Source organism: Streptomyces sp. NPDC034037, from assembly GCF_055575715.1.
This window is the reverse complement of sequence record NZ_JBVISC010000002.1, coordinates 1,064,438-1,087,532: the sequence shown is the minus strand read 5'-3', so window position 1 is coordinate 1,087,532 and position 23,095 is coordinate 1,064,438. Positions and strand designations below refer to the sequence as shown.

Genomic DNA, 23,095 nt, shown 5'->3' with positions numbered 1-23,095 from the left:
GGGGGAGGGGCGGAGTGCGCCGTGCGGGGCCGCACGGGATCGTACGGGTGCCTTGTCCAGGGGCCCGGGGCGCGGTAGACCGATCTTGTCGTCGGCTTCGGCGGCCGTCGTCGCACCCTGGGGAGCTGGCATGAGCGTCACGAGTCGGTATCGCGAGGCCTGGGAGGCGTTCTGGCGGGCGGCGCCCGACGAACCGGGGGCCGTCATCTGGGACGCCGAGGCCGCGCTGACCGTCGGCCCTCAACTGGCCCTGTTCGAGCCCTACTTGGCGGCGGCCGGACTGCCCCTGGTGGACCTGGGGTGCGGCAACGGCACGCAGACCCGCTTCCTCGCCGACCGCTTCCCGCGCGTCCTCGGCGTGGACCTGTCCGCCGCCGCCCTCGCGCACGCCCGGCTCGCCGATCCGGCGGGACAGGTGGACTTCCGGCAGCTCGACGCCGTGGAGAGGGGCGAGGCGGAGCAGCTGCACGCCGAGCTGGGCGATGCGAACGTCTATATGCGCGGTGTCCTCCACCAGTGCGAACCGGACGACCGCCAGCCGCTCCTCGACGGGGTCGCGACGCTGATCGGGGAGCGCGGCAGGGCCTTCCTCGTCGAGCTGTCCGAGGCGGCGAGGCCCGTCCTGTTGGACCTCACGCGGCGCCCCGAGGGCGCGCCGCCGAAGCTCGTCCCGGTCTTCGCCCACGGCCTCGCACCCGCCGAGGTGACCGACGAGGCCGTGCCCGCGTACGTCGCGGGGGCCGGTCTGGACATCCTGGCGTCCGGCGAACTCCCGCTGCTCACGACGGAGTTCAGCACGGACGGCACGCGCATCGCACTGCCGTCGAAGTGGCTGGTGGTGGGACGCCCGAGCTGACGAGGCGTCAACGGGACCCGACGTGGGCCGCGGGCACCACCTCGCCGGACAGGGGCAGGCCGAGCCCGGCGACGGCCCGCGCGACCAGGCGGGCCATCCGCGCGGCCCCGTACTCCTGGAAGTGCGTGTTGCCCTGCACGCCCGAGGGGAAGTTCGGGTACTGCCCGGGCGCGAGCCACAGGAACACCTTCTTCGCGGCCTCCGTGCCGATCCCGTCCAGGTAGGCGCGAGGGCCGGGCGGACTTCGGCATCGACTGATGCCTGCGCGACATACACGGCATTGCGCTTTTCTTGCCACACATGGGTATATGCATTCCATAAACCCGTAAGGGGTGAATTTGAGTTTCACCTTCAAATGTTTCGGCGTCAAGAATCAATACCTAATTTTGAAGCCGTCGAGAGAGTAATACGTCTAGACCACATAGGAAAAGGCGCCGGCCGGGAGATGCTCTCCCGGCCGGCGCCTCAGGTCGTTCTGATATCTAAGGGTGCGAAGCTTCCCCGGTAACCCGCTGGACCGGAATACACACCTTACCGAATTGCGCGAGCGCGGCCTCCGAAGGAAACGAGAACGTGCGGTAGCCCGTGACCACCAGGTTTTCCTTGCGGAGCAGCCGCAGAGCACACTCGACGGTGGCCCGGCTGAAGTTCAGGGCATCGGCCAGGTCGACCTGAGAGGGGCCCACCAGCATCCGGCCGAAGCGCGGGCAGGGCACCGCGCAGACACCGAGCAGATGCGTGAAGAGGCCGGCCAGACGCTCCTCGGGGCGCAGGCCGACACGGCCGTACACGCGCTCGGCGGTCACCAGGCGGTCGGTGATGCCGGCGCCGAGGGTCGCGCTGAGGATGCTGTTGTGCTCGACCATGGCCCGCATCCTGTCCATGGGCAACGCCAGCGTCATCGTCGTGTTCAGGCAGCGGGTGGTGGGCGTGGCCAGCGTCTCGTCGAAGACTTCCAGGTCCCCGAGGACGGCTCCGGTGCCCAGGATGCGCACCGTCGTGGTCTCCCCGTAGGAGGACTCCTCGGCGACGCAGCCGCTGAGTACGATGTGCACCATCGCGCTGCCGGAACCTCGCAGATGCGCCTTGCGCTCGTAGATGCGGCGCTGGAAGGCCGCAGCGAACTCGGCCCGGTGCGCGTTCGGCAGACGCTGGAAGAAGGGGTTGTGCTCAAGTACCGCCTCCATGCTGCGGGTGGCCGCGTACTGGACGCGGCCGGTCGTCTCGTCGACCTGGTACAGCGAGCTGCCGATGAGCAGGTCCCGGCGGCGGTCGTCGCGTCGGCGGTTAGGGGCCATCATGACCACAGGACCCCGCTTCCGGCCCGGCCGAGACCTTCTGCGCGGGCCCCGGGCGCCACCTGCCGCGTGCCGGGGGCGGCCCCTGGCGTTTGCGACGGGGCCGTTGAAGCCGTGGGCGCGCCGGTCACCGACGGCGGGGCCTCGGACGGCGCCGTGCCGGGCATCCGCACGCCCGGCTCGGCGACCGGGTCGGCGGGGCGCAGGGACTCGAAGAGCGCCGGGAGGGTCACGACCAGCGCCGTGATGGCAGTGATCACTGCGACGATCCGCAGCGGGGTGGAGGAGAGTTCCTTGATCGCGTAGGCGACAAGAAAGGCCACGATCGCAACGATGGCGACCGAGGCCAAGAGGAACCCGGTCACGGGTACTCCTTGACGTCGATTTTTGTTTGTTTTGGAGGGCCTGGCGGAAGTTCCACGGGAAGATCGACGGATTGGTGGTCCGTCAAAAACAAGACCTTCTCGATCGCAGCAGGATATAGCACGAGGGCGGGGGTGCAGAAACAGTCACTCCGGAACAGGGATTCCACCCTGCCGTAACGCCCCCCTCTCGTCCGGAGGGGGGCGCGCATGTCCGGACGTGCGCCCCTTCCTGATCCTGCCGGAGGCAATTCCCATTACCACCGCGCGGAGGTTGACCGCAGTACGGAATACCCTGAGCGCAAGGTAAGTCCTGGCATTCCCTGAAACCAGGGAATGCCAGGCGTGGGTGCACCGTTACATTCATCAGGCTGACGTTGAGCCTTGGAGGGCCTGGCGCAGCTGTCGTGTGGGGCCCCTTGGGGGTGGTGCCCCTGGGGCCCCCCGACTCTCGGAGCAGGGAGGACGACACCCGAATGACCGCACTCGCATGCTGAGGGGCGGCGCTGTCAGCGCCGCCCCTCAGTTCGTGCGTCCGGCCCTGTTCCCGGCGCTCCCGGCCGAGGCGCGCCGAGGCGGCCGCGTCCCCGTCCGGCCGGCCCACCACGACAAGCGGACCCCGGTCCAGCGAGAGGCACGGGACAACACGCATACGTCGGTGCTGGGCGCCACGGAGTTCGCGGCACTGGTGCACGGGGAACTCACGGGAGGGCCGGCTCATCCGGCGGGACGTCCGGCTCGAGGAGGATCGGCGGGAGGCTGACAGACGCCCACGCACTCCTCGCCACTCTCAACTTATAGCGCACCAGGGGGCTTGCGGCAAGGCCCCCTCGGTGCGGCAAAATCCCGGTTCTCACGCCACGACCTGCGAAAACGGGAGAACCACGAAGTGCGCTCGCCTGCCGAAGCTCCTGTCACACCGCCCGCCCCCGCCACCGCCGACGACAGCGCGTTCGATCTTCCCGACCACCTCGCCGTGAAGGCCGATCCGGCACTGATCGCCGGCGACGAGCGGCACTTCGCCGCCGTCGCGGCGTGCCTCGAAGAGACGATCACCGAGCTGTCCGAGCGTCTGGAGGCCACCCGCAAGGCGCCCGGCGGCATCGGCCGCGAGGCGATGGACCGGGACGCGGAGATCCACCGGCTGACCGCACGCCTGCGCGCCCTGCGCCGCTTCGGCCTGGACCTGTGCCTCGGCCGCGTCGTCGGCGAGGACGACGCCGAGCCCGTATACATCGGACGGCTCGGCCTCACCGACAGCACGGGGCGCCGGCTGCTCGTCGACTGGCGTTCCCCGGCGGCGGAGCCGTTCTTCGCGGCCACCCACGCCCACCCCGCCGGCCTGGTCAGCCGCCGCAGATACCGCTGGACCCGCGGCCGGATCAGCGACTACTGGGACGAGGTGTTCACCGCCGACGGCCTCGAAGGGCACGCCGCGCTCGACGACCAGTCCGCCTTCGTCGCGAGCCTCGGCTCCAGCCGCTCCAGCCGGATGCGCGACGTGCTCGCCACCATCCAGTCCGACCAGGACGCCATCATCCGCGCGGGCTCCCGCGGCGCCCTCGTCGTGGACGGCGGCCCCGGCACCGGCAAGACCGTCGTCGCCCTGCACCGCGCCGCCCACCTCCTCTACGCCGACCCCCGCCTCGGCCACCGGCGCGGCGGGGTGCTGTTCGTCGGCCCGAGCCGCCCCTACCTCGCCTACGTCGCCGACGTCCTGCCCAGCCTCGGCGAGGAGGGCGTCCAGACCTGCGTCCTGCGCGACCTGGTCGCCGAGGGCGCCACGGCGGCGACCGAGACCGATCCGCGGGTGGCCCGCCTGAAGGCGTCCGCGGACATGGTGCGGGCCATCGAACCGGCCGTCGGCATCTACGAGGAGCCGCCCACCGAGGGCATGACCGTCTCCAGCCACTGGTCCGACCTGTGGCTGAGCCCCGACGACTGGGCGGCGGCCTTCGCGGCGGTGGAACCGGGCACCCCGCACAACGAGGCGCGCGAGCAGATCCGCGAGGAACTGATCACGATCCTGCTGGACAAGGACGACAGCGACGCCCCGCCGCACCTCCTGCGCCGCTCGCTGCTCCAGGACCGCGAGCTGACCACCACCCTCGACCGCGCCTGGCCCATGCTGGAGGCGAGCGACCTCGTCGGCGACCTGTGGACGGTGCCGGCCTACCTGCGCAAGTGCGCCCCCTGGCTCACCCCCGACGAGGTCCGCTGCCTGCAGCGCGCGGACCCGGCGGCCTGGACGGTCTCCGACCTGCCCCTCCTGGACGCGGCACGCCGGCGCCTCGGCGACCCGGAGGCCGCCGCGCGCAAGCGGCGCCAGGACGCCGCCGTCGCCGCCGAACGCGCCCGCCGGGCCGACGTCATGGACAGCCTGCTCCAGAACGTCGAGATCGACGAGAGCGAAGGCGCGCTCGGCATGCTGCGCGGGCGCGACCTCCAGGACAGCCTGATCGACGAGAGCGCGCTGCCCACCGCCGAACCGGACCTGCTCGCGGGCCCGTTCGCGCACATCATCGTGGACGAGGCGCAGGAACTGACCGACGCCGAGTGGCAGATGCTGCTCCAGCGCTGCCCCTCCCGGAGCCTCACCGTCGTCGGCGACCGCGCCCAGGCCCGCCACGGGTTCACGGAGTCGTGGCAGGAGCGGCTGCGGCGGGCCGGGCTCGGCCGCATCAGTGTGACCTCGTTGAGCATCAACTACCGCACCCCCGCCGAGGTCATGGCCGAGGCGGAGCCCGCGATCCGGGCGGCGCTCCCGGACGCCAACGTGCCGACGTCCGTCCGCAGCGCCGGTGTTCCCGTCGTCCACGGCCGCGCCGCCGACCTGGAACAGGTCCTCGACACCTGGCTCGCCGCGCACGCCGACGGCATCGCCTGCGTCATCGGCGCCCCCGGATTCCGGGAGAGGCCCCGCGTACGGTCGCTGACGCCCGAGCTGGCCAAGGGCCTGGAGTTCGACCTGGTCGTCCTCGTCGACCCCGACGCGTTCGGCGAGGGGATCGCGGGCGCGGTCGACCGCTATGTCGCGATGACCCGCGCGACGCAGCAACTCGTCGTCCTCACGGGTCCTCACGACGCCCTGACGCCCTGAGAAGCCGTCGTCGCCGACGTCGTCCGGGGCGTCCGCCGAGGTGGCTGTCAGCGGGACATGGCAGGGTTTCGTCCATGCTGCAAGTGTGTTTGAACGGGGCCCGGGACCGGAGCGAGTGCCGTTCTCTTCCGGTTACGGCCGAAGAGCTGGCCGCCGAGGCGAGGAGAGCCGTGGTAACTGGTGCCGAGGACATCCATCTGCACCCCAAGGATGCCGACGGCCGTGATTCCTTGGCTCCTGAGTCGGTGGCCGAGGCGGTCGCCGCGGTGCGTGCCGCTGTGCCGAGGGGTGTGCGGGTCGGCGTGACCACGGGGGCGTGGGCGGCCCCCGATCCGCAGCACCGGGTTCGCCTCATCCGCTCGTGGTCGGTGCTGCCCGATCACGCCTCGGTGAACTGGCACGAGGAAGGCGCCGAGGAGGTGGCCGGTGTGTTGCTCGAACGCGGCATCGGTGTCGAGGCGGGCATCTACTCCGGTACCGAAGCGGCCCGCGTATTCCGTGCCTCCCCGCTGTCGGGCAGGGTGTTGCGCGTGCTCGCCGAGGTCACCGACACCGACCCGGGAACGGCGGCGGCCACGGCCGCGGACCTGCTGCGGGAGCTGGGCGATGAGCTGATGGCGCCCGTTCTGCTGCACGGGGAGGAAGGCGGGGCGTGGCCGGTCCTGCGGGTCGCCGCACAGCACGGGCTGGACGCCCGGATCGGTCTCGAGGACGTCCTGGTCCTGCCTGACGGCTCCCCGGCCGGGGACAACGCCGCGCTCGTGCACACCGCGCGACGTCTTCTGCGGACAGCGGCCTCCACGGGTTGAAGCGCTTCCTGGGCGCCGAGGGCCGCCGCCCCCTGCGGACCTCAGGCGGAGCCCCGCCGTACCAGTTCCGTCGGGAGGATTCCCGGCGGAATCCGTCGCACTTCTTTTGTCGGAAGCGTTGACGAACCCCGGGCACCCTCCTAGCTTCGACGCGTCGTACTTCGTACGTCATATATGAGACGCGATATGCGAGATCTGAGGGTGCCCATGACGTCCGTCCCGACTCCCGCCCCGGCCTCGGTGCCGCCCCCGGTCCCGATCCCTTCGCGCACGCAGTTCGTGCTCGACTCGATCAAGCACCGCATCCTGACGGGCGAGTTGAGACCGGGCCAGCCCTTGATCGAGACGGAGCTGGCCCGCGCGTACGGCGTCTCCAAGACGCCCGTGCGCGAGGCGCTGAAGACCCTCGCGGGCACCGGGCTCGTCGAGATGAGCCAGTACAAGGGCGCCACCGTACGCACCGTCGACGCCGCCATGGCGCGCGAGGTCTACGACGTACGGCTGCTCCTGGAGCCCGAGGCGCTGCGCCGCACCGTGCTGCGCGGCGCCCCGCTCGAAGCCGCCCGCGAGGCCCTGGTGCGGGCCGCCGCCGCCGATGACGCGGCCGAACGCTCCCTGGCGAACCGGGAGTTCCACCGCGCGCTGTACGTCGACTGCGGCAACCCGCTGCTCGGGCGGCTGCTGGACGGCGTACGGGACCAGGCGGCGCTCGTCTCCGCCGTGGCCTGGGCCGCCGACCCCTCGTGGGCGCGTGAGGCCACCGAGCACGAGCAGATCCTGCGGCTCGCCCTCGCCGGCGACCAGGACGGGGCCGCGCGCGCCCTGCACGACCACATCGAGTCGTTCGTGAGCCGTGCCTTTCCCGGGGAAGGGGAACTCCAGTGACGTTCGAGACGCAGCGCGCCGCACTCGCCGACGTCGTGGCGATCCCGGTGACCCCCTTCGCGCAGGACGGCACCCTCGACCGGGCCGCCCACGGGGTGATCCTGCGACGGCTGCTCGACGGCGGGGTGCGCACCCTGACCCCGAACGGGAACACCGGCGAGTTCTACGCGCTCTCCCCCCAGGAGCGGCGCGAGATCATGGAGTTGACGGCCACTCAGGCGCGCGGGCGGGCCGAGGTGCTCGCCGGGGTGGGGCACGACCTCCCCACGGCGGTCGCCGGCGCCCGGCACTCCGCCGAGCACGGCGCGAGCATGGTCATGGTCCACCAGCCGGTGCACCCCTACGTCTCCGACGCGGGCTGGGTCGCCTACCACCGGGCGATCGCCGAGGCCGTTCCGGAGCTGGGCGTCGTCCCCTACCTGCGGGACGCGGGTCTGCCCGGCGCCCGCCTCGCCGAACTCGCCGACCACTGCCCCAACGTCATCGGCGTGAAGTACGCCGTGCCGGACGCCGCCCGCTTCGCCGGGTTCGCCCGCGACGCGGGACTCGACCGCTTCGTATGGGTCGCGGGGCTCGCCGAGCCGTACGCGCCCTCGTACTTCTCGGCGGGCGCCACCGGCTTCACCTCGGGGCTCGTGAACGTCGCCCCCGGCCTTTCGCTGCACATGATCGAAGCGCTTCGATCCGGCGACCACCCCCGGGCCATGAAGGTGTGGGAGCGGATCCGCCGCTTCGAGGAACTGCGCGCGGCCGACGGCTCCGCGCACAACGTCACCGTCGTCAAGGAGGCCCTCGCCGTACTCGGCCTGTGCCGCCGCGACGTGCGCGCCCCCAGCAGCCCGCTGCCGGACGCCGAACGGGCCGAGGTCGCCGCGATCGTCGCGGGGTGGTCCCTGTGACGGCGGCGGACGGCGAAGGGGAAGGGCGCCGGCTGCGCAGCGCCCAGTGGTTCGGCGACAGCGTGTCCGCCGGGCTGCGCTCCTTCAGCCACCGCGCCCGCACCCGCCAGCTCGGCTACCTCCCCGAGGAACACCTGGGCAAGCCCGTCATCGCCGTCCTCAACACCTGGTCCGACATCAACCCCTGCCACTCCCATCTGCGGGAGCGCGCGCAGGCCGTCAAGCGCGGCGTCTGGCAGGCGGGCGGCTTCCCGCTGGAGTTCCCCGTCGCCACCCTCAGCGAGACCTTCCAGAAGCCCACCCCGATGCTCTACCGCAACCTCCTCGCCATGGAGACCGAGGAACTGCTCCGCTCCTATCCCGTGGACGGCGCCGTGCTGCTCGGCGGCTGCGACAAGACGACGCCCGCGCTGCTCATGGGCGCGGCGAGCGTCGACCTGCCCGCCGTCTTCGTGCCCGCCGGCCCGATGCTGCCCGGCCACTGGCGGGGCAGCGCCCTCGGCTCGGGCACCGACATGTGGAAGTACTGGGACGACCACCGCGCCGGTCTCATCGGCGACTGCGAGCTGGCCGAACTGGAGAGCGGTCTGGCACGCTCGCCGGGCCACTGCATGACCATGGGCACCGCGTCGACGCTCACCGCGGCGGCGGAGGCGCTCGGCGTGAGCATGCCCGGTGCCTCCTCGATCCCGGCGGTCGACTCCGGGCACGAGCGGATGGCGGCGGCATCGGGACTGCGGATCGTCGACCTCGTACGCGAGGACCGCAGGCTGTCCCACATCCTGACGCCCGACGCCTTCGCGGACGCCGTCACCACCGTCCTCGGGCTCGGCGGCTCCACCAACGCCGTCATCCACCTCATCGCCATGGCCGGGCGCGCCGGGGTGCGGCTCACCCTGGACGACTTCGACCGGACCGCCCGCACCGTGCCCGTGCTCGCCAACGTCAGGCCGGGCGGCGAGCGCTACCTGATGGAGGACTTCCACTTCGCCGGCGGGCTCCCCGGCTTCCTGTCGCGCATCACCGACCTGCTGCACCTGGACCGGCCCACCGTGGCCCACGACACCCTGCGCGAACAGCTCGCCGGGGCCCGCGTGCACGACGCGGACGTCATCCGCACCCGGGCCGACCCGGTCGCGCCGGAGGGCGGCGTCGCCGTCCTGCGCGGCAACCTCTGCCCGGACGGCGCCGTCATCAAGCACATCGCGGCCGAGCCCCGGCTGCTGCGGCACACGGGCCCCGCCGTCGTCTTCGACGACTACCGCACGATGCAGCGCACCATCCACGACCCGGCCCTTCGCATCACGCCCGACCACGTCCTCGTCCTGCGCGGCGCGGGCCCCAAGGGCGGCCCGGGCATGCCCGAGTACGGGATGCTGCCGATCCCCGACCACCTGCTCAAGCAGGGCGTCCGGGACATGGTGCGGATCTCCGACGCGCGGATGAGCGGCACCTCCTACGGCACGTGCGTGCTGCACGTCGCACCCGAGTCGCATGTCGGCGGGCCGCTCGCGCTGGTGCGCACCGGGGACCTGATCACCCTCGACGTCGCGGCGCGCACCCTGCGCCTGGAGGTGCCGGACGAGGAGCTGGCCCGCCGCCGCGCCGCGTGGACGCCGCCGCCCGCCCGCTACGAGCGGGGGTACGGCGCGCTCTACGCGGAGCAGATCACCCAGGCCGACACGGGCTGCGACTTCGCGTTCCTCGCGCGGCCGGGCACCGTGCCGGACCCGTACGCCGGCTGACCTCTCGTCAGCGCCTGTTCGGCAGCGTCGGTTCGTCATCGTCCGCTCGTCGCCGTCCGCTCTTCACTGTCCGTCCGTGTCCGCCCTCGCCTGTCCGAGATCTCGAACGCCGTGCGCGAAGCGCTTCACCCGCACATCCACGATCGGAGAACTGTCATGGCCCAGGCCGCAGCCGTGGCGAAGCCACCGCCGAGCACCGCCCCGCCGCCGCCCGACCCGGCGCGGCGGCGCCGCCGGCGGGTCGGGGCGACCCCGCGCCGCCTCCCGTATCTGCTGATCGCCCCCGCCGCCCTGTTGATGTTCGGCTTCATCGCCTACCCGGTGGTCAGCGTCTTCTACTACAGCCTGCGGCACTACAACCCCACCAAGCCGTGGCGCGACGGCTTCGCGGGCCTCGACAACTTCGTCACCGCCTTCACCGACGACCCGCAGTTCTGGCCCACCCTCGGCTTCAGCCTCCAGTGGGTGGCCGTCGAGATCGTGCTGCAACTGCTGCTCGGCCTCGTGCTCGCGCTGCTCGTCAACCAGACCTTCGTCGGCCGCGCGGCGGCCCGTGCCCTGGTCTTCTCGCCGTGGGCCGTCTCCGGTGTCCTCACCTCCACCATCTGGCTGCTGATCCTCAACTCCCAGACCGGCGTGACGCGTTACCTCGCCGACATCGGGATCGGCTCGTACGGGACGTCCTGGCTCTCGGACACCGGCACGGTCTTCCCCGCCGTCGTCGTCGCCGAACTCTGGCGCGGGGTCCCCTTCTTCGCGATCCTCATCCTCGCCGACCTCCAGTCCGTCTCCAAGGACCTCTACGAGGCGGCCGAGGTGGACGGCGCGAGCCGCTGGCGGCAGTTCCTCCACATCACGCTGCCCCACCTCAAGGACGCGATCATCCTCTCCACGCTGCTGCGCGCCGTCTGGGAGTTCAACAACGTCGACCTGCTCTACACCCTCACCGGCGGCGGCCCGGCCGGCGAGACGACGACGCTGCCCCTGCGCATCGCGTCCATCGCCGTCGACTCGCACGACTTCGGCTACGCGTCCGCGCTGACCGCCATCGCCTTCGTGATCCTTCTCTTCTGCTCGCTGCTGTATCTGCGGCTCAGCAAGTTCGGGGGCCAGGACAAATGACCGCCACCGCCACCACCCTCGCCCGTACGCCCCGCTGGCAGATCTACACGCCGCTGGGGCTGTACCTCCTGTTCACCCTCGTGCCCTTCTACTGGATCCTGCTCTTCGCGCTGCGCCCCACCGGCTCCACCTCCCTCGTGCCCTGGCCGCTGACCTTCGACCACTTCGACAAGGTGTGGACCGAGCGCAGCTTCGCGACGTTCTTCCAGAACAGCCTGCTCGTCGGCGTCGTCTCCATGGTGATGACCACGCTCGTCGCCCTCGCGGGCGGCTACGCCCTGGCCCGCTTCGACTTCCGGATCAAGCGCGCCTTCCTGCTGGCGCTGCTGTGCTCGCAGTTCATCCCGGGCGCGCTGATGCTCGTACCGCTTTTTGAGATCTTCGCCGAGCTGCGGATGATCAACTCGCTGGCCAGCGTCGTCGTCGCCGAGACCGTCTTCCAGCTCCCCCTGTCGATGATCCTCATCAGCGGGTTCATCAAGAACGTGCCCTGCGTCCTGGAAGAGGCCGCCTGGGTCGACGGCTGCGGCCGCTTCCGGGCGTTCTGCGCGGTCGTCCTGCCGATGCTGCGGCCCGGTCTGATCGCGGTCGGCTCCTTCGCCTTCGTGCACAGCTGGAACCACTTCCTGTTCGCCCTGATGTTCCTCAGCGACCAGGGCAAGCAGACGATCCCGGTCGGCCTCGCCACCCTGATGGGCGCCGACAGCGTCGACCTCGGCGCGCTCGCCGCCGGGGGCGTGGTCGCCGCCGTGCCCGTCGTCATCGTCTTCGCGTTCATCCAGAAGTGGCTCGTCACCGGGTTCAGCGCCGGGGCGGTGAAGGGATGAGCGCCGCGCCCGGGGGCCTGCGGCTCCCGCTGCCCGTCGTCCTCGCGGGGGCGCGCGGCCACGGCGGCGCGCACCTGGAGAACATCCGCCGCCTCCAGCGCGCCGGCCTGGTCCGCCTGGTGGGCGTCTGCGAGCTGAAGCCGCTGGTGGGCGAGGAACTCGTCGGCTTCGGCGCGGTCGAGCAGTCCGACGACTTCGCCGCGCTCCTCGATGCGACCGGCGCCGCCGTCGCCGTGATCTGCACGCCCATCCCGACCCACGCCGATCTGGCGCTCGCCGCCGCGCGGCGCGGCGTCCACGTGCTCCTGGAGAAGCCGCCCGCCCCCTCCTACGCGCAGTTCCGCCAGATCGCGGACGGGGCCGCCGCGGCCGGGACCGCCGTCCAGATCGGCTTCCAGTCGCTCGGCTCCCACGCGCTCCCCGCCATCCGGCGGCTGATCACGCAAGGCGCGATCGGTGAGGTGACCGGCGTGGGCGGGGCCGGCCTGTGGGTGCGGGACGAGGCCTACTTCCGGCGGGCGCCCTGGGCGGGCCGGCGCCGCCTCGACGGCCTCGACGTGGTCGACGGCGTCCTGACCAACCCCCTCGCGCACGCCGTCGCCGGCGCCCTCGCCCTGGCGGGCAGCACCGCCGCCGAGGACGTCACGGACGTGGAGTGCGAACTCTTCCGCGCCCACGCCATCGAGTCCGACGACACCTCCTGCGTACGGATCTCCACGGCGGGCGGCGGCCGCGTCACCGTCGCCGCGACGCTCTGCGCGCCCACCTCCCAGGAGCCGTACCTCGTGGTGCACGGCACCGAGGGACGCGTCACCTGCTGGTACCGGCACGACCGCGTCCAGGTGCGGCGCGGCGCCGACGACACCGAAGGCTCCCAGACCCTGTACGGCAGGACCGACCTCCTGGAGAACCTCGTCCAGCACCTCATGGGCCGCGCCGAACTCCTCGTACCGCCCGCCGCCACCGGCGCCTTCATGCGGGTCGTCGAAGCGGTGCGGCTCGCGCCCGACCCGGCCGCGCTGCCCGCCGACGCGTGGCACCGCGCGCCCGGTCCAAGCGCCGAGCGCCGGGTGGTGCCCGGCATCGAAGGGCTGGTCCCCCTCGCCGCCGACACCCAGTGCCTCTACTCCGAACTGGGCGCCTCCTGGGCCCGGCCCTCCCGCCCCGGCGACCTTCACGACGAGGTGAACCCGTCATGAGCACTTCCCCGCGGCACACGAACGGTCCCGGGCGGCAGCCCGGCGGATCGGTCACCCTGCGCTGTGCCGGGCGCCCGGTCGCCCGCTACGTCGTCTGCCCCGAACTGGCCCCGGACCTGTCGCCCCGCCCCCACCTGCACCCCGTCACCACGTTCGCCGGGAGACCCGTCACCGAGCTGAGCCCCGCCGACCACCCGCACCACCTCGGGGCCGGCGTCGCCGTGCCCGACGTGGCGGGACGCAACTTCTGGGGCGGGCGCACCTTCGTACGCGGCCAGGGGCCCACCGAGCTGGACAACCACGGCGTCCAACGCCACCAGGGGTTCAAGCTGCGCGACCCGGACGGCCTCGTCGAGGACATCGTGTGGACGGCACGCGGCGAGACCCTGCTGCGCGAGCGCCGCACCGTCGCCGCCGTCGCCCTCACGGACACCGCCTGGGCGCTGGACCTCACCTTCGCGCTGACCAACGCGACCGGCGCCGAACTGTCCCTCGGCAGTCCCGCCACCAACGGCCGCCCCGGCGCCGCCTACGGCGGCTTCTTCTGGCGCGCGCCCAAGGAGGCGGCGCCCCCACGGGTGCGCACCCCGCACGGCGAGGGGGAGGCGGCCGCCCACGCCGCCCGCGCGCCGTGGCTGGCGCTGGCCGGGGACGGCTGGACGCTGGTGTTCGCCGGGGCCACGGCACGCACCCGCCACGACCCGTGGTTCGTGCGCGCGGCCGAATACCCGGGCGTCGGCTCCTCGCTGGCATCCGAGGACCGGCTGCCGCTCGCCCCGCGCGACACCCTCGTACGCCGGATCGTGACCGTCGTGGCCGACGGCGCCCTCAGCCGCGACGAGGCGGCGGCCCTGGTCCGCAAGGCGGTGACGGCGTGAGCGCGGGCCCGGGGACGACCGGCCCCGACGCCACCGGCGACCTCGGCGACGGCACCTACCGCAACCCCGTCCTCGCGGCCGACTGGTCCGACCCGGACGTCCTGCGGGTCGGCGACGACTTCTACCTCACCGCCTCCAGCTTCGGCCGGGCCCCCGGGCTCCCGCTGCTGCACTCCCGAGACCTGGTCAACTGGACGCTCATCGGCCACGCCCTCGACCGCCTCGAACCGGCCGAGGCCTACGCCACGCCCCAGCACGACCGCGGCGTCTGGGCCCCCTCCCTGCGCCACCACGACGGACGCTTCTGGATCTTCTGGGGCGACCCCGACCACGGCCTGTACCAGGTCAATGCCCCCCGGATCCGGGGACCTTGGAGCCGCCCCCACCTCGTGAAGGCGGGCAAGGGGCTCATCGACCCCTGCCCCCTGTGGGACGAGGAGAGCGGCGCCGCGTACCTCGTGCACGCCTGGGCCAAGTCCCGCTCCGGCGTGAAGAACCTGCTGACCGGCCACCGCATGAGCCCGGACGGACGCGAGCTGCTCGACGAGGGGCGGACCCTCGTGGACGGCGACCGCGTCCCGGGCTGGTTCACCGTCGAGGGCCCCAAGCTCTACCGGCACGACGGCTGGTTCTGGATCCTCGCCCCCGCCGGCGGCGTCGCGACCGGCTGGCAGGGCGCCTTCCGCTCCCGCGCCTTCCACGGGCCCTACGAGGAGCGCGTCGTCCTCCAACAGGGCGCCACCGACGTCAACGGACCGCACCAGGGCGGCTGGGTGCGCACCGCCACCGGCGAGGACTGGTTCCTGCACTTCCAGCAGCGCGGTGCCTACGGCCGCGTCGTGCACCTCCAGCCGATGCGCTGGGACGCGGAGGGCTGGCCGGTGCTCGGCCGCGACGGCGAGCCCGTCGCCGTACACCGCAAACCGGACCTGCCCGCCCAGCCTCCGTCGGCCCCCGCCACCGGCGACGACTTCCCCGGCGGACGGCACGGCCTCCAGTGGCAGTGGACCGCCAACCCCCGCACCGGCTGGGCCACTTCGCACGCGGGGGACGGGCTGCGGCTGGCCTGCGTCCGCTCGGCGCACGCCGACGACGTACGCGCCCTGCCGCACACCCTCACCCAGCGCCTGCCCCTGCGGCCCTGCTCCGTCGAGGTCGAGCTGCGTCTGGACGCCGAAGTTCCCGGCGCACGGGCTGGGTTGGCCGTACTGGGGGACGCGTACTCGTGGGTCGGCCTGGAGCGGGACGAGGACGGAGCGGTGCGGCTCGTGCACCGGTTCGCCGAAGCGGGCGCGGCGGCCGAGCGTGACGCCGCGCCCCCACACCCGGCACCCGGCGCCGCCGCCCGGCTGCGGGTGGAGATCACGGACGGCGCCCGCTGCCGCTTCACCGCCGACACGGGCGAGGGCCCGCGACCCACCGGCGGGCCAGTCTTCGCCGCGACGCCCTGGCGCTGGGTCGGCGCGCTCCTCGGCCTGTTCGCGGCGGCGCCCGCGGACGAGGGACCCACCGGGACCGCCTTGTTCACCCGCTTCCGCATCACCCGTTGAATCACTCCGCAACCCGAGAAGAGAGCCGCTGATGCCCACCAACCCCAGCCCGCGCACCCATGAGAGCCCCCGCACCCATGAGAGCCCGCGTACTTGTGAGAGCCCCCGCACCCGACGCCGTGCCGGTGTCGCCCTCGCCCTGACCACCGCGCTCGCCCTGACCGCCACCGCCTGCGGGGACGACGGCAGCGGCGCGGCGGGCGACAAGGGCGGCGAGGGCAGCGGCAAGGGCGAGATCGTCTTCTGGGACAACAACACCGCCGTGCGGCACGACATCTGGCAGGAGATCATCGAGGACTTCGAGAAGGAGAACCCCGACATCGACGTCAAGTACGTCGGGGTGCCCGCCGAGAACGTCCAGTCCAAGTACGACACCGCCATCCGGGGCGGCGGCCTGCCCGACGTCGGCGGTGTCGGCGCCGCGATGCTCGCCGGGATCGCCGCGCAGGACGCCCTGGAGCCGCTGGACAAGCGGGTCGAGAAGAGTCCCCTCGCCGACGAGCTGAACCCGGCGATGGTCGACAGCGTCCGCGCGGCCGGCGGCGGCGTCGACCTCTACACCGTCCCCACCTCCGCGAGCAACGGCGTCCTGTACTACCGCACCGACCTGTTCGCGGCCGCCGACCTGGACGCGCCGACGACCTGGAAGAAGTTCTACGCGGCCGCCGACAAGCTCACCGACCGGGCCCACAACCGCTTCGGCTACACCATCCGCGGCGGCGAGGGCTCCATCGCCCAGGCCCTCGACGCGATGTACGGCCAGTCGGGCATCGGCGACTTCTGGGACGGCGACGAGACCACCGTCAACGACCCGAAGAACGTCGCCGCGCTGCAGAAGTACGTGTCCCTCTACAAGAAGGCCACCCCGTCCGCCGACCTCAACAACGACTTCACCAAGATGGTCGCCCAGTGGGACAGCGGCCAGATCGGCATGCTCAGCCACAACCTCGGCTCCTACCAGGACCACGTGAAGGCACTCGGCGAGAACAAGTTCCGCGGTCTGCCGAACCCCACCACCGGCGCGGGCGTACGCGTCCAGGTGTCCAACCCCGTCGACGGACTCGGCCTGTTCAGGTCCAGCAAGAAGAAGAAGGCGGCCTGGAAGTTCATCGAGTTCGCCGCCTCGCACGCGTCCAACAGCAAGTGGAACGAGTCGGCGGGCGCCATCCCCGCCAACACCGAGGCCGCCAAGGACGCCTGGGTCAAGAAGTCCGAGCCCACCAAGCTGGCGGCCGAGGCCCTCGAGGACGGCTCCCTGAAGATCGTGCAACTGCCCTACTACCTGCCCGACTGGAACACCATCAGCAAGGCCGAGAACGAGCCCGCCTTCCAGAAGGTCCTGCTCGGCAAGATGTCGGCGAAGGACTTCCTCGACTCCCTCGCCGAGCAGCTCAACGAGGCGCAGGCGGAGTGGAAGGAGCAGAACCGGTGACCGCCGCGGGACCCGGCCGCCGCACCCTGTTCGTCGCGGGCGACTCCACGGCCGCCCAGAAGTACCGCCCCGCCGCACCCGAGACGGGCTGGGGCATGGCCCTGCCCTTCTTCCTGCGCCCCGCGTTCCCCGTCGCCAACCACGCGGTGAACGGCCGCAGTGCGAAGAGCTTCGCCGACGAGGGCCGTCTGGCCGCGCTCCTCACCGCGATCGGCCCCGGCGACCTCCTGCTGATCCAGTTCGGCCACAACGACCAGAAGCGGGAGGACCCCGCCCGGTACACCGAACCGTGGTCGACCTACCAGGAGTACCTGCGCCAGTACGTCGGCGGCGCCCGGGCGCGTGGGGCGCGCCCCGTGCTGCTGACCTCCGTGGAACGCCGGCGCTTCGACGCGGGCGGCGCCGCCGTGCCCACCCACGGCGACTATCCGGCCGCCGTGCGCGCCCTCGCGGCCGAGGAGGGCGCCGCGCTCCTCGACATCCAGGCGCTCTCCCTCGCCCTGTGGGGAAAGCTCGGGCCCGAGGAGACGAAGCGGTACTTCAACTGGACCGCGTCCGAGCAGGACAACACCCACTTCAACCCGCCCGGCGCGATCGCCGTGGCCCGCCTGGTCGCCGTGGAACTGCTGCACCGCAGGGTGCTCGCCCCGGGCGACCTGCGCCGCCTCGACGCCACGGTGCCGGAGTCCTGGATCACCTGGCCGACGGAGGAAGACGCATGACGAGACGTGTCCGTGCCACCCTGCTCACGAGCTGCGCGGCCCTCGCCCTCGCGGCGCCCACGGTGTCCACGGCGGCGGCGCACCCGGCGTCCGCCCGGCCCGTCCCGGCCGCCCACGACGTCCTGCCGGCACGCGACGGCTGGGCCTCCGCCGACGGCGGCACCACCGGCGGCGCGGACGCGGGCGCCGCCCGCACCCACACCGTCACCACCTGGCAGCAGTTCACGGCGGCCCTCACCGCCGGCGGCCCGGGGCCCCGCGTCATCCGGGTCAAGGGGACGCTGGACGCCACCGGAACCGGAACCGCAACCGCAACCGCCACCGGCGGCTGCGCCGCGTTCGCGGCCGAGGGGTACGACTTCGCGCGGTACCTCGCCGCGTACGACCCCGCGGTGTGGGGCAGGGACCGGCCGGTCAGCGGCGAGCAGGAGGAGCTGCGCGCGGCCTCGGCGGCCCGGCAGGCGGCGGCCGTCAAGGCGTACATCCCCTCCGACACCACCGTGCTCGGGGTCGGCGGGCACGCGCGGATCATCGGCGGCAGCCTCCAGATCAAGGACGTGGACAACGTCGTCGTCCGCGGCCTCACGCTGGAGAGCCCCCTGGACTGCTTCCCGCAGTGGGACCCCACGGACGGCGAGCGGGGCGCCTGGAACTCGGAGTACGACAGCGCGGTGGTGCACGGCTCCACGCACGTCTGGCTGGACCACAACACGTTCACCGACGGCGCCCACCCCGACAGCTCGCTGCCCTCCTACTACGGGCAGCTCTACCAGCGGCACGACGGTGAGCTGGACGTCGTGCGGGGCGCCGACCTCGTCACCGTCTCCTGGAACGTCTTCGCCGACCACGACAAGACCCTCATGATCGGCAACAGCGACGGCGCGGGCGGCACCGACCGCGGGAAGCTCCGCGTCACACTCCACCACAACCTCTTCCGGAACATCGTCGAGCGCGCCCCGCGCGTGCGCTTCGGCAAGGTCGACGTCTACAACAACCACTACGTCGTGCCGCGCGACGGCTACCAGTACTCCTTCGGGATCGGCGCCGAGTCCCAACTGGTCGCCCAGGCGAACGCGTTCACCCTGCCGGACGGCGTCGGCGCCGGACGCGTCCTGAAGAAGTGGAAAGAGGCCCCGGTCACCGCCGACCACAACTACGTCAACGGTGAGCGGACCGACCTGATCGCCGCCCACAACGCGCAGTTCCCCGAGGAGGCGCTGCGCTCCGGAGCCGGCTGGACCCCGCACCTGCGCCGGCACGTCGACCACCCGCGGGCGGTGCCGTACATGGTGAATCACCGGGCGGGTGCCGGCAGGCTCCGCTGACGGTCCGCGCGTGCGAGCGGCGGCAACCCGGGGGCGTACGGCGGCGACTGACCGGTTGAACCCCCTCACCCCAGCCTCCGGGAGGCCCCCGTGCGCAACTACCGCGCCCCGCCCCGCGGTCACCACTCCCTGAAGCCGGCCGCTCTAACGTGCCGCGGTGTCGCCCTGGACGATGCCGCGGCCGTTCGTCCCCACGTACACCCGGCCGTAGACGTTCGGATCGCCGGTGATGGCGCCGCCCGTCCAACCCCACTGGTGCCGGGCGTCGTTGACGCGGATCCAGCTCGCGCCCGCGTCCGTGGAGCGGAAGACGCCGCGCACCCCGCCGATCCTCGCGCTGGTGTAGAGCGCCTGGTAGGAGGCGCCGGGCGCCGCCTTGCCGAAGCCGATGGTGTCGGCCTCCTGGACGCCTGTGACCCGGGTGAAGCTCGTCCCGCCGTTCGTGGAGTGCCACAGGCCGTACGTCCCGCCCGCCTTGCCGCCCGCGAGCCAGATGTCGCCCGTCCTGCCGGGCACGGCCTGGAACTTGACGGGCCCCTCGGCCGGCAGCCCGGTCGACGCCTTCGCGGTGAAGGTGTTGCCGCCGTCCGAACTGACGTAGAACGTGCCGGACTTGAAGCCGTAGAACCGCTTCGGGTCGACCCGGTCCGACTCGACCACCGCGCCCTGGGGGATGCCACCGGCCGCCGTCCAGGCGGCTCCGGGCCCGGAGGCGGTGTGCACGCCCGCCCCCGCGGGGCTCCACACGAAGCGGCTGCCGTCGGCCGCCGCGGCCACCGTGCCGCCGCCCGTGACGCCCGCAGGCTCCTGGCCGCCGGACCAGGTGACGCCGTTGTCGGTGGAGAAGGCGACATGGGGCGCCGCGTCGGCGTCGCCGGAACGCACCACGGTGCTCGGCCTGGCCGCCGCGTGGTCGAGGCTCGTCGTGGACGAGAAGGTGGGGGAGGTGTACATCCGCTCCGGCACCTTGGTGAGGTCCGTGTGCCGGAAACCGCCGATGTCGCCGAGCGCGCTCAGCAGCGGCGCCCCGGACTCGGGGGCGGCGAGGTCGTTGACGGCCGTCTCCTCAAGGCCCTTCACCATGGGCCGGATGGTGAACGTGCCGCCCGGGGCGTCCCATCGGGTGAGGTTCTCGGTGCCGTAGACCGTGGCCCCCGTCCCGTACATCATGCGGTCGGAGTCGAACGGGTCGATCTCCAGTGACTCCGTCATCCAGCCGAGCTTCGGGCTCTGCTCGGGCGGCGCGGGGTGCGCGCCCCAGGAGAGCCAGGGCACGGAGGAGATGTCCATGGTGTAGCGGTTCTGCCGGGTCGGGTACGCGGAGTAGCTCCACGCCGAGGTCCAGTTGGCGCCGCTGTCCCGGGTGCGGAAGATCTGCGTGTCGGGCCACCAGGAGCTGTAGCCGGTGACCATGACGGTGCCCGGGTGCTGCCGGCCGACGCTCAGGCCGCTGAAGCCGTAGGAGGTGTCGGCCTCGGCGACGGGGCTGATGTTCTTCCACTCACCGGTCCGCGTCGCGTACCGCCACACCTGGCCCTTGCCGCCGTCGTAGGGCCCGGCCCGGTCGCTGTAGGCGAGGTAGAGGTAGCCGTTCTCCGCGTCGAGGACGCCCTTGTGGGCGAGCAGTCCGGTCGGCTGGCCCGCGACACGCGACCAGGTGCCGCCGCCGTCCGTCGACCGGTACACGGAGTTGGCCTTGTCGGCGACGCCCACGTAGAGGGTCTGCGTCTTCCCGTCGCCCGCGCCCGTCGACTCGTCGAACGTGACCCAGACGATGCCCTGGTTGTCGGAGTTGTAGCCGCTCGTGTCACCCGGGTCCTGCTGGAAGTTGCCGGGGTTCGGGAAGTTCGTCACCTGCCGCCAGGTGGCGCCCGCGTCCGTGGAGCGCCACAGGCCCTTGCCGCTGGGCGCCCCCAGGTAGAGCACGTCGTTGTCGTGCGGGTCGACGGCCAGGCGCTCGCCCATGCCGCGGCCGGGCATGTTGCCGCCGAGCTTGAACGGCAGGTCGGCCTTGCGCCAGGTCACGCCCCGGTCGGCGGAGCGCAGCACGGCGCCGTTGCCCGGGTCCCAGTCGTTGGTGTAAGTGCCGACGGCCGCGTACACCCGGTCGGGGTCCACGGAGTCGGAGGCGAGGCTCACCACCCCGGCGTGGCCCCAGTCGTCCCAGCCGACCGAGTCGAGCAGCGGCGTCCAGGACGCGGAGGACTCCTGCCAGCGGTAGGCGCCGCCGATGTCGGTGCGGGCGTAGGCGAGGTCGCGTTCGGAGCGGTTGAAGACGATGCCGGGGACGAAGCCGCCCCCGTCGACGCGGACGTTCTTCCAGTCGTACGGAGCGGCCTTCACCGCGGCGGCCACGGGGGCGTGGTCGTCGGCGCTCGCGACCGGACCGCCGACGAGCAGCCCGCCGATCAGGCCGCACAGGGCGGGGAGCACGCGTGTTCTGTGCGCGCGGAGCACAGGAGACATGGGGGTTCCTTCGCACGTCGGGTGGGGGAGGGCGACATCCACCTGGGCCCAGAAGCGGTGGCAGGCGCACGTGGGCGCCTCACCGCCGTCGTACGGGGCGGCCGTCGCCGATGTCCCTCTCCGGTGGGGGGGTGGGAGCGCTCCCAAAGTCCTTGTGCCCCTTGGGGATGTCAAGGGTGTGCGCGGAAATCGAGTCGTCGAATCCATTCGACGGGCGAACGCGCCGAGATTTCCCGCAAAACCGGCAACCTTTCTCGCCGCGCCGGCGACTGCATGGCATGAGGAACGCTTATCCGACGCCGGGGCCCGAGACGCGGAAGTGGACCGGGGCGGGAGAGGCGCCCCGCTCCTGCGCACCGGAATCGAAGCGCTTCAAATCAACGTATGGACAGGTCAGGGGCGCCCCTCTAGGGTCGGTCGCACCGCCTTCTCGCCCACCCCAGGAGAGCCGCATGGTCACCCTCGCCGAGGTCGCCAAGCACGCCGGAGTCTCGGCCAGCACGGTGAGCTACGTCCTCAGCGGCAAGCGCTCGATCTCCACCGGCACGCGGGAACGCGTCGAGCGCAGCATCGAGCAGCTCGGCTACCACCCGAACGCGGGCGCCCGCGCCCTCGCGAGCAGCAGATCCAACGTCATCGCCCTGATGATGCCGCTGCGCACCGACATGTACCTGCCGGTGATGATGGAGATCGCCGTCGCCGTCGCCACCACCGCCCGCACCCACGGCTACGACGTCCTGCTCCTGACCGGCGACGAGGGCGCGGCGGCCGTGCGCCGCGTCACCGGCAGCGGTCTCGCCGACGCCGTGATCCTCATGGACGTCGAGCTGGACGACGAGCGGCTGCCACTGCTGCGGGCGAGCGAACGGCCCGCCGTGCTGATCGGGCTGCCCGCCGACACGGCCGGGCTCACCTGCGTGGACCTCGACTTCGTGGCGACGGGCGCGCTGTGCGTGGAGCACCTGGCCGGCCTCGGTCACCGGGACATCGCCGTCATCGGCGAGGCCCCCGCCGTCTACGAACGCCACACCGGCTTCGCCGAACGCACGCTCGACGGACTGCGCGCCAGGGCCCGCGAGTTGGGGGTGCGGTTGCTGCACCGGCCCTGCGAGGCGGGGTACGGGCCGACGTCCGCCACGCTCGCCCGGGTCTTCGACGAGCGGCCGGGCACCACGGGCTTCGTGGTCCAGAACGAGTCGGCCGTGGAGCCGCTGCTCGGCCTGCTGCGCCAGCAGGGCCGCGCGGTGCCCGAGGACGTGTCCGTGATCGCCGTCTGCCCCGACCAGGTGGCCCTCCAGGCCTCCGTACGGCTCACCTCGGTCGCCATCCCCGCCGAGGAGATGGGGCGCAGGGCCGTCGAGCGGATCGTCGCCAAGCTGACCGGACACGGCGAGGACGACGTCACACTGATCGCCCCGGAGCTGACGGTGCGAGCCAGTACCGGGAGCGCGCCCGCCTGAGCGCCAAGCGCTTCGATGTCGGTGGGGAGACTAAGTGAACCCCGGAGCCCTCACAAGGGTGCGTGCCGAACTTCGCGGCAGAAGCTGTGAGTTCGCCTGGGCCCGGTATTGAGCGGGTCGACGGGGCGTTCCGAGGCAGGCGCCTTGACATGGGCATCAG

At 72.4% G+C, this 23,095-nt stretch carries 19 protein-coding genes; 15 read left to right on the top strand and 4 right to left on the bottom strand.

Features of this window, described 5'->3' with window-relative positions:
• The first annotated feature begins 130 nt into the window (after window positions 1-130).
• Complete coding sequence (locus ACZ516_RS10385) at window positions 131-856, top strand: class I SAM-dependent methyltransferase (RefSeq protein WP_469009567.1); 726 nt, start codon at window positions 131-133, stop codon at window positions 854-856.
• A 7-nt stretch (window positions 857-863) separates the two neighbouring features.
• On the opposite strand, the gene ACZ516_RS10380 is transcribed toward ACZ516_RS10385, so the two are convergent.
• The 3 genes from ACZ516_RS10380 to ACZ516_RS10370 form a co-directional block, all read right to left on the bottom strand.
• Complete coding sequence (locus tag ACZ516_RS10380) at window positions 864-1,043, bottom strand: hypothetical protein (protein ID WP_469009565.1); 180 nt, start codon at window positions 1,041-1,043, stop codon at window positions 864-866.
• Window positions 1,044-1,338: 295 nt separating this feature from the next.
• Complete coding sequence (locus ACZ516_RS10375; RefSeq protein ID WP_358581639.1) at window positions 1,339-2,157, bottom strand: Crp/Fnr family transcriptional regulator; 819 nt, start codon at window positions 2,155-2,157, stop codon at window positions 1,339-1,341.
• Window positions 2,154-2,519, bottom strand: coding sequence for a hypothetical protein (locus ACZ516_RS10370; RefSeq protein WP_469009563.1), 366 nt, complete (start codon window positions 2,517-2,519; stop codon window positions 2,154-2,156). The genes ACZ516_RS10375 and ACZ516_RS10370 overlap by 4 nt, the downstream gene beginning before the upstream one ends.
• Window positions 2,520-3,405: 886 nt before the next feature.
• On the opposite strand from ACZ516_RS10370, the gene helR reads away from it, so the two are divergent.
• The 13 genes from helR to ACZ516_RS10305 all read left to right on the top strand — a co-directional run bounded on the left by helR (window position 3,406) and on the right by ACZ516_RS10305 (window position 19,009).
• Entirely contained in the window at window positions 3,406-5,616 is a 2,211-nt protein-coding gene (gene helR, locus ACZ516_RS10365) for an RNA polymerase recycling motor ATPase HelR (RefSeq protein ID WP_469009561.1), read from the top strand.
• 74 nt (window positions 5,617-5,690) lie between these two features.
• Window positions 5,691-6,425: a 3-keto-5-aminohexanoate cleavage protein gene (locus tag ACZ516_RS10360; RefSeq protein ID WP_469009558.1), complete on the top strand. Its 735-nt coding sequence runs from the start codon at window positions 5,691-5,693 to the stop codon at window positions 6,423-6,425.
• Between the two features lie 207 nt (window positions 6,426-6,632).
• Window positions 6,633-7,310 carry a GntR family transcriptional regulator gene (locus tag ACZ516_RS10355; RefSeq protein WP_361083931.1) on the top strand — a complete coding sequence of 226 codons (678 nt, stop codon included), beginning with the start codon at window positions 6,633-6,635 and terminating at the stop codon, window positions 7,308-7,310.
• Window positions 7,307-8,209, top strand: a complete 903-nt coding sequence (locus ACZ516_RS10350; RefSeq protein ID WP_358699163.1) for a dihydrodipicolinate synthase family protein — start codon at window positions 7,307-7,309, stop codon at window positions 8,207-8,209. The genes ACZ516_RS10355 and ACZ516_RS10350 overlap by 4 nt, the downstream gene beginning before the upstream one ends.
• Window positions 8,197-9,954 (top strand): L-arabinonate dehydratase, encoded by a 1,758-nt coding sequence (araD, locus tag ACZ516_RS10345; protein WP_469009556.1) that lies wholly within the window; start codon window positions 8,197-8,199, stop codon window positions 9,952-9,954. Before ACZ516_RS10350 ends, araD begins: the two co-directional genes overlap by 13 nt.
• A 156-nt stretch (window positions 9,955-10,110) precedes the next feature.
• Window positions 10,111-11,076 carry a carbohydrate ABC transporter permease gene (locus ACZ516_RS10340; protein WP_469009554.1) on the top strand — a complete coding sequence of 322 codons (966 nt, stop codon included), beginning with the start codon at window positions 10,111-10,113 and terminating at the stop codon, window positions 11,074-11,076.
• A complete protein-coding gene (locus tag ACZ516_RS10335; RefSeq protein ID WP_469009552.1) occupies window positions 11,073-11,903 on the top strand; it encodes a carbohydrate ABC transporter permease in 831 nt (276 codons plus the stop codon). Before ACZ516_RS10340 ends, ACZ516_RS10335 begins: the two co-directional genes overlap by 4 nt.
• Entirely contained in the window at window positions 11,900-13,102 is a 1,203-nt protein-coding gene (locus ACZ516_RS10330) for a Gfo/Idh/MocA family protein (RefSeq protein ID WP_361083940.1), read from the top strand. The genes ACZ516_RS10335 and ACZ516_RS10330 overlap by 4 nt, the downstream gene beginning before the upstream one ends.
• A complete protein-coding gene (locus ACZ516_RS10325) occupies window positions 13,099-13,980 on the top strand; it encodes a DUF6807 domain-containing protein (RefSeq protein WP_469009551.1) in 882 nt (293 codons plus the stop codon). The genes ACZ516_RS10330 and ACZ516_RS10325 overlap by 4 nt, the downstream gene beginning before the upstream one ends.
• Entirely contained in the window at window positions 13,977-15,530 is a 1,554-nt protein-coding gene (locus tag ACZ516_RS10320; protein ID WP_469009550.1) for a glycoside hydrolase family 43 protein, read from the top strand. The genes ACZ516_RS10325 and ACZ516_RS10320 overlap by 4 nt, the downstream gene beginning before the upstream one ends.
• A 31-nt stretch (window positions 15,531-15,561) precedes the next feature.
• The gene (locus tag ACZ516_RS10315; RefSeq protein WP_361083949.1) at window positions 15,562-16,962 is read left to right on the top strand and encodes an ABC transporter substrate-binding protein; all 1,401 of its coding nucleotides are present in this window, start codon (window positions 15,562-15,564) and stop codon (window positions 16,960-16,962) included.
• A complete protein-coding gene (locus tag ACZ516_RS10310) occupies window positions 16,959-17,684 on the top strand; it encodes a rhamnogalacturonan acetylesterase (protein WP_469009549.1) in 726 nt (241 codons plus the stop codon). Before ACZ516_RS10315 ends, ACZ516_RS10310 begins: the two co-directional genes overlap by 4 nt.
• Window positions 17,681-19,009, top strand: a complete 1,329-nt coding sequence (locus ACZ516_RS10305) for a pectate lyase family protein (protein ID WP_469009548.1) — start codon at window positions 17,681-17,683, stop codon at window positions 19,007-19,009. Before ACZ516_RS10310 ends, ACZ516_RS10305 begins: the two co-directional genes overlap by 4 nt.
• A 144-nt stretch (window positions 19,010-19,153) precedes the next feature.
• On the opposite strand, the gene ACZ516_RS10300 is transcribed toward ACZ516_RS10305, so the two are convergent.
• Window positions 19,154-21,475 carry a WD40/YVTN/BNR-like repeat-containing protein gene (locus tag ACZ516_RS10300; protein ID WP_469009546.1) on the bottom strand — a complete coding sequence of 774 codons (2,322 nt, stop codon included), beginning with the start codon at window positions 21,473-21,475 and terminating at the stop codon, window positions 19,154-19,156.
• 452 nt (window positions 21,476-21,927) lie between these two features.
• Between ACZ516_RS10300 and ACZ516_RS10295 the strand changes: the two genes are divergently transcribed.
• Window positions 21,928-22,935 carry a LacI family DNA-binding transcriptional regulator gene (locus tag ACZ516_RS10295; RefSeq protein WP_469009544.1) on the top strand — a complete coding sequence of 336 codons (1,008 nt, stop codon included), beginning with the start codon at window positions 21,928-21,930 and terminating at the stop codon, window positions 22,933-22,935.
• Window positions 22,936-23,095 lie beyond the last annotated feature (160 nt).

What these genes read in the sequence shown, in the direction of transcription:
- ACZ516_RS10385 (WP_469009567.1), top strand. Translation starts at nt 131, where the DNA reads ATGAGCGTCACGAGTCGGTATCGCGAGGCCTGGGAGGCGTTCTGGCGG.
- ACZ516_RS10340 (WP_469009554.1), top strand. Translation starts at nt 10,111, where the DNA reads ATGGCCCAGGCCGCAGCCGTGGCGAAGCCACCGCCGAGCACCGCCCCG.
- ACZ516_RS10295 (WP_469009544.1), top strand. Translation starts at nt 21,928, where the DNA reads ATGGTCACCCTCGCCGAGGTCGCCAAGCACGCCGGAGTCTCGGCCAGC.
- ACZ516_RS10335 (WP_469009552.1), top strand. Translation starts at nt 11,073, where the DNA reads ATGACCGCCACCGCCACCACCCTCGCCCGTACGCCCCGCTGGCAGATC.
- ACZ516_RS10375 (WP_358581639.1), bottom strand. Translation starts at nt 2,157, where the DNA reads ATGATGGCCCCTAACCGCCGACGCGACGACCGCCGCCGGGACCTGCTC.
- ACZ516_RS10360 (WP_469009558.1), top strand. Translation starts at nt 5,691, where the DNA reads ATGCTGCAAGTGTGTTTGAACGGGGCCCGGGACCGGAGCGAGTGCCGT.
- ACZ516_RS10330 (WP_361083940.1), top strand. Translation starts at nt 11,900, where the DNA reads ATGAGCGCCGCGCCCGGGGGCCTGCGGCTCCCGCTGCCCGTCGTCCTC.
- ACZ516_RS10315 (WP_361083949.1), top strand. Translation starts at nt 15,562, where the DNA reads ATGCCCACCAACCCCAGCCCGCGCACCCATGAGAGCCCCCGCACCCAT.
- ACZ516_RS10355 (WP_361083931.1), top strand. Translation starts at nt 6,633, where the DNA reads ATGACGTCCGTCCCGACTCCCGCCCCGGCCTCGGTGCCGCCCCCGGTC.
- ACZ516_RS10325 (WP_469009551.1), top strand. Translation starts at nt 13,099, where the DNA reads ATGAGCACTTCCCCGCGGCACACGAACGGTCCCGGGCGGCAGCCCGGC.
- ACZ516_RS10305 (WP_469009548.1), top strand. Translation starts at nt 17,681, where the DNA reads ATGACGAGACGTGTCCGTGCCACCCTGCTCACGAGCTGCGCGGCCCTC.
- ACZ516_RS10300 (WP_469009546.1), bottom strand. Translation starts at nt 21,475, where the DNA reads ATGTCTCCTGTGCTCCGCGCGCACAGAACACGCGTGCTCCCCGCCCTG.